10 protein-coding genes and 2 pseudogenes are annotated in these 13,660 nt (G+C 61.8%); 4 read left to right on the forward strand and 8 right to left on the reverse strand.

What is annotated here, in order from left to right; all coding sequences use genetic code 11:
* Window positions 1-107 precede the first annotated feature (107 nt).
* Window positions 108-1,148, forward strand: a complete 1,041-nt coding sequence (locus tag HWN72_RS22335) for an IS110 family transposase (RefSeq protein ID WP_211151434.1) — start codon at window positions 108-110, stop codon at window positions 1,146-1,148.
* A gap of 388 nt (window positions 1,149-1,536) precedes the next feature.
* On the opposite strand, the gene HWN72_RS22340 is transcribed toward HWN72_RS22335, so the two are convergent.
* Entirely contained in the window at window positions 1,537-2,079 is a 543-nt protein-coding gene (locus tag HWN72_RS22340; RefSeq protein ID WP_211151435.1) for a hypothetical protein, read from the reverse strand.
* Between the two features lie 476 nt (window positions 2,080-2,555).
* On the opposite strand from HWN72_RS22340, the gene HWN72_RS22345 reads away from it, so the two are divergent.
* Window positions 2,556-4,463: a TonB-dependent siderophore receptor gene (locus HWN72_RS22345; RefSeq protein ID WP_211151436.1), complete on the forward strand. Its 1,908-nt coding sequence runs from the start codon at window positions 2,556-2,558 to the stop codon at window positions 4,461-4,463.
* Here the strand turns inward: HWN72_RS22345 and HWN72_RS22350 are convergent.
* Window positions 4,426-5,082 (reverse strand): cation transporter, encoded by a 657-nt coding sequence (locus HWN72_RS22350; RefSeq protein ID WP_211151437.1) that lies wholly within the window; start codon window positions 5,080-5,082, stop codon window positions 4,426-4,428. The genes HWN72_RS22345 and HWN72_RS22350 overlap by 38 nt on opposite strands.
* 64 nt (window positions 5,083-5,146) lie before the next feature.
* Between HWN72_RS22350 and HWN72_RS22355 the strand changes: the two genes are divergently transcribed.
* Window positions 5,147-5,551, forward strand: coding sequence for a helix-turn-helix domain-containing protein (locus tag HWN72_RS22355; RefSeq protein WP_211151438.1), 405 nt, complete (start codon window positions 5,147-5,149; stop codon window positions 5,549-5,551).
* 251 nt (window positions 5,552-5,802) lie between these two features.
* Here the strand turns inward: HWN72_RS22355 and HWN72_RS22360 are convergent, their stop codons facing one another.
* The 4 genes from HWN72_RS22360 to HWN72_RS22375 form a co-directional block, all read right to left on the reverse strand.
* Window positions 5,803-6,750 carry a tyrosine-protein phosphatase gene (locus tag HWN72_RS22360; protein WP_248006249.1) on the reverse strand — a complete coding sequence of 316 codons (948 nt, stop codon included), beginning with the start codon at window positions 6,748-6,750 and terminating at the stop codon, window positions 5,803-5,805.
* A 41-nt stretch (window positions 6,751-6,791) separates the two neighbouring features.
* Window positions 6,792-7,604 (reverse strand): hypothetical protein, encoded by an 813-nt coding sequence (locus HWN72_RS22365; protein ID WP_211151439.1) that lies wholly within the window; start codon window positions 7,602-7,604, stop codon window positions 6,792-6,794.
* A gap of 55 nt (window positions 7,605-7,659) precedes the next feature.
* Entirely contained in the window at window positions 7,660-9,945 is a 2,286-nt protein-coding gene (locus HWN72_RS22370) for a TonB-dependent receptor (RefSeq protein WP_211151440.1), read from the reverse strand.
* A 126-nt stretch (window positions 9,946-10,071) separates the two neighbouring features.
* A complete protein-coding gene (locus HWN72_RS22375; protein ID WP_211151441.1) occupies window positions 10,072-11,271 on the reverse strand; it encodes a TetR/AcrR family transcriptional regulator in 1,200 nt (399 codons plus the stop codon).
* A 213-nt stretch (window positions 11,272-11,484) separates the two neighbouring features.
* Between HWN72_RS22375 and HWN72_RS22380 the strand changes: the two are divergent.
* Window positions 11,485-12,243 (forward strand): annotated as a pseudogene (locus tag HWN72_RS22380) (IS110 family transposase); the annotation flags it as partial.
* A gap of 246 nt (window positions 12,244-12,489) precedes the next feature.
* Here HWN72_RS22380 and HWN72_RS22385 read toward each other — a convergent pair.
* Entirely contained in the window at window positions 12,490-13,068 is a 579-nt protein-coding gene (locus tag HWN72_RS22385; RefSeq protein WP_289357139.1) for an extensin family protein, read from the reverse strand.
* A gap of 196 nt (window positions 13,069-13,264) precedes the next feature.
* A pseudogene (locus tag HWN72_RS22390) lies at window positions 13,265-13,660 on the reverse strand (AsmA family protein); the annotation flags it as partial.

Here is a 13,660-nt window from a genome sequence, read left to right on the forward strand (position 1 = left end):
AAACATTCTAATTGGGAAAGCGGATGAGGTGGATGGCTCCCGCTCACGGCATCAAAATGCCAAGATGGGTTTGCTGTCATGCAATCCGAGCAAAGGAGCCACCCGCCATGGAGATTAGCACGATCGGCCTGGATTTGGCCAAGAACGTTTTTCAGATTCACGGCATCAGCGCGACCGGTGAGGTCGTCATTCGCAAGGCGCTGCGGCGATCACAGATGCTGCCGTTCTTCGAGAAACTGCCGCCGTGCCTGGTAGGCGCTGAGGCCTGCGGGACGTCGCATCACTGGGCGCGCGAACTCACCAAGCTGGGCCATAAGGTGAGGCTGATGCCGGCGGCGTATGTGAAGCCGTATGTGAAGCGTGGCAAGAACGATGCCGCCGACGCGGAAGCGATCTGCGAAGCGGTCACACGTCAGACGATGCGGTTCGTGCCGATCAAGTCGCGCGAACAACAGGCGGCCCTGTCGCTGCACCGCGTGCGCAACCTTCTGATCAAACAGCGCACGCAACTGGTCAACATGATGCGCAGCGTACTCGCCGAACTGGGGGTCGCCATCCCGGTCGGGATCAGCAAGGCACTGCAGATCGCGCGCGAGATCGTCGACGGGGAATCGAAGCTCGACTTGCCTGTTGAAGCAGCGAACGTCATCGCCATGCTGGCAGGGCAACTGCTCCAGCTTCATGCCCAGTTGCGCAAGCTCGATCTGCGGCTCGCCGCTCTGCAGCGGAGTGACGACAGGGCCCGGCGCTTGGCGACGATCCCTGGTATCGGGCCGATCGGCGCCACCGCGCTTGCCGCGTCTGTGACCGACCCGAGCCAGTTCTCTTCCGGGCGCCAGTTCGCCGCCTGGCTGGGATTGACCCCGCGGCAGAGTTCGAGCGGCGGCAAGGAGCGCTTGGGGCGCATTACTAAGATGGGTGATAAATATCTGCGGCAGCTCTTGGTTATCGGTGCAACCGCGCTGGTCCGATACGCCAAGCAAAAGCCTGACACGGTCGATCCTCGCTTTGTCGCGCTGCTCGCCAGAAAGCCAGCGCGCGTCGTCTCGGTCGCCATCGCTAACAAGACAGCGCGGATCGCATGGGCGCTCATGGCGCGTGGCGGCGTCTTCGAACGCGGGCATGCGCCTATGCTGGCGATAGCATAGATCATAGAGCTTGGCTGAGGAGATCAGCTTCACGAGGTTGTGAGAGCGAAGGATGTGATGGCGAAACCGGTCGGACCGGGAACAAGGACAACCCAAGGTCAGTCATAGGCGTAAGAGCCTGCAAAGCCGATAGGACCTTGTTCGCGGACAACATCAGGGCCAGCAGTCTGCACCGACTGCATCAACAGGCCGGACAGACGACTGCACCCGACCCGACGCCAGATCATCACTTTATGCTTGCAACGCGGGAGCCATCCACAGACGACCGACCGCAGTGAAGAACAGAAAATTGGCTGCTGAACGGCTGCTAAGGGTCGAGGTCAACAGGGGCAGCGACGCGCCTCTTTCAGTCGTTCTGAGGTCAGACGAAAGAGCCTGATGGCGGTCGTCAGTTGACGCTCAGGAAGCGCCCGTCGGGATCGAAGCGGCAATTGAAGAATGTGGTGCCCTTGCTGTCGTCACGGCGATCATACCAGCCCTGGATCAGGTAGCCATCCCGCTGCTGAATGGGTGCGTTCGCTGTCACTTCGCTAGGGCGTCGATCGAAACGGGCACTAGCCTCGTTTCGGCAGATCCGGGACAATTCATCAGGAGCGACAAATGCGCGGCTGCCCCGATCGCGATGATCCCGCTTGTTAGACACCCTTCCGGTCCGCGCTGCTTCCTTACCGCAATCGGGCGGTGTTGAAGGTGTAACCGACGCGTAGCGGCCATCCATCGTAGCAATGGACACGCACTGTCTGCTATCCTCGTTCCACCAATAGCTGTAGCTGCGATCATCCCCTTTTTCCCCACGCATGTTCCGATAACCGCGACGCTGGAGTTCCCCTTCGGCCTGTCCGGCACGAGCGCCGACCATGTCGTCGAGCCCCGTCGATTGCGCTTGCGAAGCCGATGATGCGAACGCTGCGGCGACCATCGCCAGAAACATAAGCAAGGAGCGGGGAGACATTGCGTGTTCCTTTCAATGCCGAAATACCAGTGATCGTATTTACAAGCGCAATCTCTAGAAGTCGAAGGTTTACATACTACGAGATGCTCTCAATCGATCAGCATCCATTGCAGCATTTTTGCTGGAGACTAACCTCAAGAAAATGCTCCACGACATGCCGGCCGCCTTTAGCCCTCGACCGAAGCCAGTCGTTCGTCAGTCGATTGCTGAACGGACTTTTGACACAATTTGCCATTCTCCCAACGCGAAGCCGCTTGGCAGCGCTGCGCCCAAATTTTGGCCATTCAGACCGTCTTCGGTAAATCCTGCAAGCCGGCCTTGACCCTGTAGTTGCTACAGGCCTTATGAAGCCTTCCTTAGCTGGCGTCATGCCGGGCAGGAACGGGAGCAAGGTGATTTCGAGATTTCTTGGCGATAGGGTCTATGCCCGTGCTGGCGCGCTAGGGATTGCGACCATGATGGGCGGCCCGGCCTATGCACAGACCGAGGCCGACCATGCAGTGAAAGCCGAGACCGAGATTGTCGTCCAGGCGACACGGACTGGACGCCGGGTTCAGGACGAGCCCATTCGCGTCGATGTCATCAATCGCGAAGAAATTGAGGAAAAGCTCCTCATGCGCCCTGGTAACATCGCCATGCTGGTAAGCGAGACGCCGGGCGTTCGGGTTCAGACCACATCTCCCGCCCTTGGGGCAGCCAATGTCCGCATCCAGGGCCTCAAGGGCCGCTACACCCAGATACTGGCTGACGGATTGCCGCTCTACGGCGGGCAGACGCCTTCCATCGGCCTGCTGCAAATCCCGCCGACCGATCTTGGCCAGGTCGAGATCATCAAGGGCGCGGCATCAGCGCTCTATGGTCCTTCCGCGCTCGGCGGCGTCATCAATCTTGTGTCGCGCCGTCCGGCCAGCGAACCACAGGGCGAACTCCTGCTTAATGCCACTAGCCGGGACGGGCAGGATGTGACGGGGTATGTCGCAGCACCACTCGGTAGTACGCTCAGCGCTTCGATCACGGCGGGCAACGACCGGCAAAGCCGTCAGGATCTGAATGATGACGACTGGGCTGACATGCCCGGCTACGAACGTTTCACAGTCCGGCCCCGCCTGTTCCTCGATTCTGCCGATGGCACCAATGCCTTGCTGACCTTCGGTGCAATGGCCGAGCAGCGCGATGGCGGGACCATGCCTGGCGCAAATGCGCGGGACGGATCGCCATTTGCGCAGACGCTGCGCAGCCGACGCTACGATCTGGGCCTCACGGCCGAAACACCGCTGGGAGGCATCGGCACGCTGCATCTGCGCGCATCGGGCGTCACTCAGTCGCATCGGCATGTCTTCGGTGAAACGGTCGAGAACGACCGTCACCGCACGGCTTTTGCCGAGGCCTCGATCGGCGGCAATGCAGGCGCGACGACATGGCTGGCGGGCGCTGCGGTCCAGTTGGACGACTATCGCTCCAAAGCATTCTCAGCCTTCGACTATAGTTATGCCGTGCCCGCGCTGTTCGTGCAGGGCGAGCAGGAACTCGCCGACAGGCTGACCTTGGCCGGAAGCCTGCGCTGGGATGCCCATAGCGACTATGGCTCACACCTCAGCCCGCGCCTTTCCGCGCTCTATCGGCCCGGCCCCTGGACGATCCGTGCTTCGCTCGGACGAGGCTTTTACGCGCCGACACCGTTTGTCGAGGAGACAGAGGCCAATGGCCTCGCGCGCCTCCTGCCATATGGAAAGCTCAAGGCGGAGATTGCCGACAGCGGGTCGATCGACTTCGGCTACGCCAGCGGGCCGTTCGAGGCGAACCTCAGCCTGTTCGCTTCTGACATCGACCATGCCCAGCAGCTGCAGCTGGTGGACGCGGATCATGTCACGCTGATCAATGCCGATAGCGTCACGCGGACACGCGGCGCCGAAGTGCTGTTGCGCTATCGCTGGCGGGCTCTTTCTCTGACCGGGAGCTACGTCCATGTCGCCGCGAGTGAACCCGATCCCGATGGGCCCGGTCGGCGGATCGTACCGCTGACGCCCCGAGACAGCGCGGGCCTGGTCGGCATGTGGGAGAAGGAAGGTCGCGGCCGCTTCGGGATAGAGGCCTATTACACCGGGCTGCAGTCGCTGGACGACAATCCCTACCGGATGCGCAGCAAGCCCTATGTCCAACTCGGCGCGATAGGCGAAGTGATACTGGGCAACGTCAGCCTGTTCCTCAATGCCGAGAACCTGCTCAATGTGCGGCAGACGAAATATAACCCTCTGCTTCTGCCGCGTCGGGCACCGGCGGGGGCATGGACGGTCGATGCCTGGGCACCGACCGATGGGTTTGTCCTCAACGGAGGGGTACGGATTCGCTTCGGCGGTGAATAAGCGCGCTCCTCAGTTCCGCACGGGCTTGGCGGATGATCTGCCATCCACCGGACAAGGCCAGCGCAGCCATGATCGCTGCGACCGCAATGTGAGGCCAGCCCGTGCCGGTGCCGAACACGCCGAGCGCTGCGGCGACCACGGCGATGTTGCCGATCGCATCGTTGCGCGAGCAGATCCAGACCGAGCGCTGGTTGGCGTCACCCTCGCGGTGGCGCCATAGCATCGCGGCGCAGGCAAGGTTGGCGACAAGCGCGATCACGCCCACAATACCCATCGTTTCGGCGGCAGGAACGACGCCCTGCGCCGCCATCCAGACGGTGTTGCCCAGCACCCATACGCCGAACAGCAGGATCGACACGCCCTTGGCCATGGCCGCTCGTGCCCTCCACGCCAGCGTCATGCCCGCGACGCCAAGGCTGAGCGCGTAGTTGGCCGTGTCACCCAGGAAGTCGAGCGCATCGGCCTTGAGCGATGCGGACCCGGCAGTGACCCCGGCGACGATCTCCACGCCGAACATGACCGCGTTGATCACAAGCGCGATCCACAACACGCGCCGCCATGCCGCGTGGTTCAGCTTTTCTGTGTCGTCCTGTGATCCGCCGCAGCATCCGCTGGCCATATCCATCTCCTCTTTCGGTGATGGCAGGCTATATTGGGCCTGTAGCAACTACAGGGTCAAGGGCATGGCATTCACGATCAGCGATATGGGCAAGGCAACCGGCACCAAGATCGAGACGATCCGCTACTACGAGAAGATCGGCCTGCTACCCAAACCGGCGCGCACGACGAGCAACTATCGGGATTATGGTCAGGCGGAGCTTGGCCGACTGTCCTTCATCCGCCGTGCCCGCGACCTTGGGTTCTCGCTCGATCAGGTTCGGGCGTTGCTGAGTATCTCGGGCGACCGCAGCTGCGATTGCGCCGGTATCGACCAGATCGCCAGAGAACACCTTCTGGAAGTGAATCGAAAGCTGGCCGACCTTAGCGCGCTTCGCAAAGAGCTCAAGGCCGTGATCGATTCCTGCGATGGCGGCATCGTTGCGGATTGCCGTATCATCGAAGCATTGGGGCCTGCACTGCCAGCCTGATTTCCTTCCCCGGTTCAACTCGCCGTTCTCCTTGCGGCTCGTCATGGGCGTCAAATGGGAAACCGGACGGGCTGCTCTTGGCAGCCGAAAATTAGGGGCTAAAAGTCTTAAATAGCTCGGTCTTGCGAGTGGGCGATCGCCGGGAACTGGAACTTTTCTGCCATTTCCTTCGACCTTGCCCGAACGGCTGCTCGCGCCCCGTTTTTGCCGTTCAGGGGCAGGATCACCGTCAGAGGCAATGATCCTCGACATTATCGATCACAGCGGCCGCATGAAACGAAGGGCGCATGGTCACCATTCGGACGGTTTCTGGGACTAGCAGCCAGCTTGTCCAGCATAACCTGGCGCAATTTGGAGAAATCCGGATCGGTAAACCCCAGCGTTCGCAAATATCCTTCTGAACCTCCATAGCTTTGGTCTAGATATTCAAAGAACTGTGCGAAATGGGACGCGCCGCTGGGTGTGTAAAGCGGCTCTGGCTTGCGCGGCGTACCCTTATCACTCGCAGCATAGTATTTGAGAGTCGGGTTATTCGGATAGTCCTTGAGGTCGACTTTCGGCATCTCGAACTGTGGGCGGCGAATCAGCGAGCGGAACTGCGGTGCCAGTAACTTTTCTAGGCCTGCATAGAGGTTCTCGCCACTGCCCTGACCCATTTTCGACATCAGCGGCTTCAGCGAATAGTCATTGGCGATGAACATCGCGCCGGTGCTGTCGTCGGTCAGGTCCGGTGCCACCTCCCGCTCTTCGATGCTGCGCAGATCGACGACGTTGCCGATGCCAAGCTGACCCAGGAGGGCGTAATCGGCATCCGTCAGCAGCGGCATGGCGCCCGATCGGAAAGCCTCGTCCCATTTCACCGTATGTCCATCGCGGGCGACATAGCCGGCCACATCGCGAAAGTTGCTGCCCTGCTCCAATGGCAACACCCTTTCGGCGACCCCTATTCGTGTCTTCCCGGACCTGCCTTCGAGGATCACATAGCGGCGGTCGGTAGCGGGAACAGGCAGCGTCAGACTGCGGTCCGTGCTGGCAGCGACAAAGCGCCGATCGTCCTTGTCGAGCACGGTGTCCGCGCTGATCCACACGCCGGCTGGCGCGGCGTCGGCGCGCTTTAGCTCGACCGTGTCGGCATCAAGCCGGGTCAACGTTGCCAATTCGCGCGCCGAGGCGGGCGCAGCCATTGCCAGCGCGATCAAGGCCCCGATTGAAATGATATTCCGAATGGTCAGTCTCCCGCTCAATGTCCGACGCCGAGATCGACGATGACGCGGTTGCGGGTCATGGACAGCTGCGCGACGAGGTCGGTCAGGAGATAGGCATCGCGGCGGCGCGTCCACGGCTGGGCGGACAAGGGGTCGTACTCCACCGGCAGCGGCACCTCGCGTGCGACCGACGCGTTCATGCCGTTATCGCGAGATACGATCACGCAGCGCTTCACATGGTCGCGGTGCCCGACGACCGCGACCTTGCCCAGCGCCTGCGCGGAACCGGCATGGGCGACCGCCGCCTTGGCGACGCCATCGGTGCTCAGGTAGATCGTTTTGCCATCCGGCCCCTTGGTGGGGTGGATCGACACGACGTCCTGCATGCCATGCTTCTGCATCAGGACTTGCGCGATCTCCCATTGCGCATAGACGCGCACGGCGCGCGTGCGTGCGATGGCATGGACGGCATCGGCCAGCAGTGCATTGATCGGCCCCGGCTCCGGCGTCTCCGCGCCATCGGACAGTCCGGTGCTGGGATCGACCTTTCCGGTCGGCGACCGATAGCCGAAGCTGTAGGCGACCACGCTGTCGGCCTCGCGCAGTGGGAACGTCGGATATTCCCAGCGAAATCCCGCTTCGGTGATATGTGCGGCCAGTTGCCGCGCAACCGTCTGATCGCCCAGTTCGCCATCCAGCGTCTTCACCATCAGCCGCTCCAGCGCCTCTGTATCGCTCCCCGCGCCCGCGCCGCCCAAAGCAGCCCCCAGGGCGGAAGGGGCGAAGGCGGCCTGTGCAGCCAGCAGACCGGTCGGCGCACCGATCAGCAACGCGCGGCGTGTAGTCATGAAAGTCTCCCGTGATTGAAAGGCCGGGTCGGTCGTCCCACCCTGCCGTCTGGCTTCAGAAGCTGACGTTGACGAAGCCGCCGACAGTGCGGCGCGCGTTGGGCGATGTGTAGTGGAGCAGACCCAGAGGACCGTATTGCTGCCAGCCGGTCGAGAAGTACTTATCGAACAGGTTACGTGCGTAGACGCCCACTTCGATCGGGCGGTTAGGCAGTGTAAAGCTGAGGCGGCCGTTCACCAGACCATAGCCCGCGACGTGCGAGTAGGCGGGCTGGCCCACGACGGTCCAGTACTCACTGCGATAGGCATAATCCGCATGCGCCTTGAAGCCGAGGCCCGAGCCGAATTCGTGATCGTAGTCGATCGCCGCCGTACCCGACCATTCCGGCGCATTGGTCAGCCGCGAACCGGTGTAGTTGGTCGTGGCATTGTAGACGTAATTGGTGAACTTGGCGTCGGTGTAGGTCACCGCGCCCGACAGCTGCAGGCCGCGCATGGGCTGAACCACCAGGCTACCTTCGATACCCTGGGTGCGCAGGCCGCCGGCATTGCCGATCACGGTGGCGTTGATCGTTCCGCCCGCACCATCGGGGATCTGGGTCAGGATCGTCGCCTGGAAGTCCTTGAAGTCGGATCGGAACGCGTCGAGGTTGAAACGCAGGCGTCGACCGAACCATTCGGACTTTATGCCGGCTTCCCAGGCCTTCACCGTCTCGTCCTCATAAGGCGCGTACTTGTTGCCGACGAAGGCAATGCCCGCAGGCTTGTAGCCGGTGGAATAGGTCGCGTAGAGCATGACGTTGTCCGCCACCTGATACGTGGGCGCGATGCGGAACGAGAAATTGTCGCCCTTCACGCGGCCGAAATCGTAGGCCGGCGCCGCGCTCGAAGCGGTGAAGGCGGGCGTGTATCCCGCGATCGGCTCGGGGTTGATATAGACGTAGTCGATGCTCTGCGAATTGTTGTCGTGCGTGTAGCGGCCGCCCAGCGTGAGGGCGAGGCGCGGGGTGAAGTTGAACTTGAGTTGGCCGAAGACGGCCATCGTCTCGTTCACCGAGTCGAATAGCGAGGCATTGCCGTCCTCGCCGATGGCGCCCGTCAACGCGATCAGAGTGGGCAGCGGCGTGCCTGCACTGTCATAGAGCGGCTGCCCGCCGGTGGACCACTGCAGCTGCGTCTGGCGCGCATGCAGGCGGTTATAGAAGGCGCCGACCAGATATTCCACGAAGCCGCCGGTGGGCGATGCCAGATGGATTTCCTGGCTGAACTTGTCTGTGTCGAGCTGCCCCAGATTGAAGGGGATATACGCATAGCGATCGTAAGGCGTCAGGCTTGCCGGCGTCCAGTTGTCGTAGCGGGTGGCACGGTAGGCGGTGATCGAGGTCAGGTCATGATCACCCAGCTTGGCATTGGCCCGCAGCGAGATGCCCCATTCCTCGGTGACGATCTGGCCGAAGGAGGAATCCGCCGTGTCTGCGCTCTGCGGCCCGGGATAGACGCCCAGTTCGTCGAGGATCGCGGTGACCGCCGCAGACTGGCCGGAAACAGGCGTACGAACGCTGCTGTCCCAGTGATAGGCATAGTCGCCCGAAAGGGTCAGGTTGAAGCTGTCCGAAGGCTCCAGGTAGAGCCGCACGCGGCCGCCGTATTCGTGCTGCGAACCGACCTTGCGGTTCAACGTCACATTGCGGCCGAAACCGTCGAAGGCCTGGTCGAAGCCGGATACGCGCAAAGCCGCGATCGGGCCAAGCGGGACGTTGGCGGTTGCGTTGAGGATGCGCTCGTCATGCTCGCCAAAGCTGGCGCTGGCACGCAGGGACCACTCGTCGAGCTTGGGCTTCGTGGTGCTCACCGCGATGACGCCCGAGGTGGCGTTCTTCCCAAACAGCGTCCCTTGCGGGCCCATCAGCACGTCGACACGGTCGATGTCGACGAGGCCGGTCAGGCCATTGGCGCGCTGGCCGTCCATCACCACGTCATCGACGACGACGCTGACCGACTTGGCGTTTGAGAAGTCGAACGACGTGCTGCCGACGCCGCGGATCTGAAACGCCGCGCCCTGCGTGGGATCGTACTGCACGCCCGGCATCGTGTACTGCAGATCGGTGACCGAGGTGTACCCGGTCTTGGCCAGGGTCTCGCCGTCGATCGACTGGATCGCCAGCGGCACCTTCTGGCTGCTCTCCGCACGGCGCTCTGCGGTGACAGTGATCTCGGGCAGCGCATCGTCCGCGGCGGGAGCTTCCTCGGCCTGCGCGGTAAATGCCCAGCAGGGCGCAACCGCTCCGGCCAGGATCGTCGAGAGAAGATGGATCGTACGCTTGCGATGGATTGCTGACATGGGGGGCTCCGTCTTGTTGACCGGGGGTCTTCAGAACGCGCCTCTAGAACCACCCAATGACTCTTTTGAGACATTAGTGTGGTATTTTTTACACCTTAAACTGAAGTTTAAAAACAATTGTACGGTTCACGTGAAAGTCGCCAGCAGGTCGCGCATGTTAGGCCATTCGGTCTGCTCCGCCAGTATCCGCAGGCCGTTGCCGATAGAGGCCATGACCATGGCCTGCACGCGCGCACGGTCGGAATGCTCCGGGATGCCCAGCCACTGGGCATAAAGCGCGTGGACGTTTTCCGCACGGCGCCGCCGCATATCGATGGCGAACGGACGAAACGCCGGGTCGGTCAGCGCCGATAGCGCGCATTCGTGAGTCAGGCGGATGATGTCGCCATTGCCCAGGCGCGCGCCGGTACCATGGATATGGCTGCGCAATCGGCGGTATACCGCCTCCACGCCCGCGAAGAGGACATCGCGATGCGTAGGGAAATGATGTGCCACGCTGGACGTTGGGACGCCCGAGGCCTGGGCGACGGTGCGATGGGACAGGGCGCCAACTCCCTGCTCCACGACGATGTCGGCGATTGTCTCGGCAATGACGCCCTTGGAACCGCGCGGGATGGGAGAGGCCGCATCGAAGGCCGCTGCAGCCGGTATCGCCAAGCGCTCGACCAGCGCCATGTGCCATTGGCTCGCAGTCGGCTCGACAGGTGCGGAACCATTTCGCAACATGCCGCGTACGGTCGAATGGCGCAGCAACCGATAGTCCGTCTCGTCCACCAGAAGGATGGAAAAGACCTGTTCGTCCAGACAGTAGCGCGCGATGAGGCGCGCCAGCCTCTCTCCCTGTGCCGAGCAGGACAGCAGATCGCGCCAGAGCCCTTCCGCCTCGTCGAACAGGGCAGTAATAGAGGGAAGCGACTGCGGCTCACGTCCAGCCGTCAAGGCCAGTTCACACATGACGATCGCAGAGGTACGCCGTGACCCTGCACCCTGGTCCAGCCATTCGCAGATGAGGTCCGGCAGGATGCCGCTCGCCACCGGATCGCATTCGCCGATCCGATCCCGCCATTCCATGCGTGTTGCGGCGGCCAGTTCGATCTCTCGGTCCAGCACGGCGGCGATCAATGCCGCACGATCGCCAATGCGATAGCTGATCGAACCGACCGAAGTGGCAGCCGCTTCGGCGACACTGCGCAAACTCATGCCTGCGATGCCCTTCGCAGCGATCACGCCACGGGCGGCGTCGACGACCCGCTGCGCTTCCAGTTGTTTTGTAAGGGACCTGGACTTGTTTTCTAAAGGCATGCCGCATGGCATATCGCCATCCACGCTATAGTCCACCGCCTCTCAGGCTGACACGGTCGCATGGTCATCCCATCAAGGCTCGCAATAAACTGGTTCCAGAGTGAGCGAGGGCGTCGGAACGTCGAGGTCTGGTCGTGAGTTGCCGGAACCGGATAGGGTGGATGGCTCCCGCTCACGGCATCAAAGTGCCAAGATGGGTTTGCTGTCATGCAACCCGAGCAGAAGGAGCCATCCGCCATGGAGATTACCACGATCGGCCTGGATTTGGCCAAGAACGTTTTTCAGGTTCACGGTGTCGATGCGACCGGCGGGGTCGTTGTACGCAAAGCCCTGCGGCGTTCGCAAATGCTGCCGTTCTTCCGGAAATTACCACCATGCCTGGTCGGGATCGAGGCATGCGGCACATCCCATCATTGGGCGCGTCAATTGATCAGCCTTGGTCATGAGGTACGCCTAATGCCGCCCGGCTATGTCAAACCCTATGTGAAGCGCGGCAAGAATGATGCCGTCGATGCCGAGGCGATTTGCGAAGCTGTCACGCGTCCGACGATGCGGTTTGTCGCTGTGAAGTCTCGTGAACAGCAGTCTGCGCTATCCCTGCATAGAGCACGCAGCTTGCTGGTGCGTCAACGGACGCAGTTGGTGAACATGATGCGCAGCATGCTGGGAGAGTTCAACATCGCTATTCCAGAAGGCATTGAGAAAGCGCTGACTATGGCACGCCAAATAGTCGATGGTGAGATCGAAACGGGCCTTCCCGCAGAGGCAACGATGATTGTCGGCATGCTATCGCAACAAGCTATCGACACACATGCCCGGCTCCAGAAAATAGACAAGGCTCTGAATGCCCTTCAACGTAGCGATGACGTTGCACGACGCTTGTCGACCATCCCCGGCGTAGGGCCTGTTAGCGCTACCGCTTTTGCTGCGTCGGTAAGCGACCCTCATCAGTTCAAGTCAGGGCGTCAGTTTGCCGCTTGGCTGGGCCTGACTCCGTTACTGTTTTCCAACTGCACGCAGCCTCGGCGACTGGGCCTTGGCCCATGATGCGAGTTGCGTGACCGGGAGGTAAGGTTTCATTGCCGGTATGCATAAACACGCAGACGTCAGGAAGCTTTTCAAATGTCCACGTGGCTACAGGGCGAAAGCCAAATGGCGGGAGGCGACATAGCTGGTGACGCGATAATAACGCTCTCGCACGGACAAGCTTCAGATTTCAGGAGTTCGAGAGAGAGGTCGATATTACCGGCACGAGCTCCATCCCGATCGCCGCCTAGCCTGATCGAGGTGCAGATGGTCGGCATGTGCGGCGTTGTAATCGGGCGAGAGCACAGTGGAGAAGCTGGTACAGGCATGGTCGCGTACCGTGTGCAGGAAGGTCGCCTTAGCCGTTTTGCCCGACCAGTCCCTGAGCACCGTGACACGGCGACCATCGGACAGCACGAAAGCGGCAATGTCGATGGCGCTGCCGGCTTCGCCGTAGGCTGCACATAGTGATGGAGCCAGAGCGCGAAGCCGGCATAGATGTGCTCCTGAGGGGCGCAATGCGATGTCCAGACGGGCAGGGGCAGCAAGGCGCTTGCGGTCGTCGCGACGGCAATCCCCGCTGCCTGCAGGTTCGAGTGCAGCGATCGCAATATCGCTGCGTTTTAGGAAAGCGCGGCAAACATTGCGATCATCGCGCACCCCCATGACATTTCCGCGCGTGACCGACGTGTCAGCCTGATCAATCGTTAGCGGCGCGCGCGGGTCATATTCGGGATGTTCGCGCAGCCAGAGGCTACCGCCGTAGGCGGCAAGGTCGATTATCCCGACGAGCACGTGAATACGGATGGGTGCGCGACTCAGCGCACGAACATGGAGGGCGTGGCCGAGAGCTGCGAAACCCTTTTTGCCCCGTCACGCTTCTCGAAGCTGGGCGACCTGACTACCTGTAATCGCACCGAGGATACTGCCGAACAAATATGATCTCCTTTGGAGAAGCAAAGGCCGGCGAGGGCGATGGTTCCGACGCTTGCTAAGGGTTCTTCTTCGCAGTGCCGTTGCCGACGTCGTCGCGCGGCTTGCCCTTCGACGTGCGCTGGGCGCTGGCGTTGGCGCCAGCAAGAACAGGCCCGCAGGCCGCAGACTTGGCATCGCCTGGATCGATGAAGGCGAGCAGCCCGGCCACCGGAGTCGCCACGATTGCAAGGCCGAGACCGGCACCCGCGCGGCCGACAAGTTGCGGGGTGATGACCTGCAGCTTAGGCTCGGCGAAATGCCCGCCCAGACCAACGGGCGACTGGCCGGAGAACAGGCTGATCTTCTTGCCGTCGGCGCGAAAGGCCATGTCTACCGCCTCGGTGCCGAAGCTGAAGCCGCCGCGCCCGGTGACGACGTTTTTGCTGGTATCGATCAGGATCGGATCGGCAAC

Source organism: Novosphingobium sp. HR1a, from assembly GCF_015594425.1.
GTDB classification, from domain to species: Bacteria; Pseudomonadota; Alphaproteobacteria; order Sphingomonadales; family Sphingomonadaceae; genus Novosphingobium; species Novosphingobium resinovorum_A.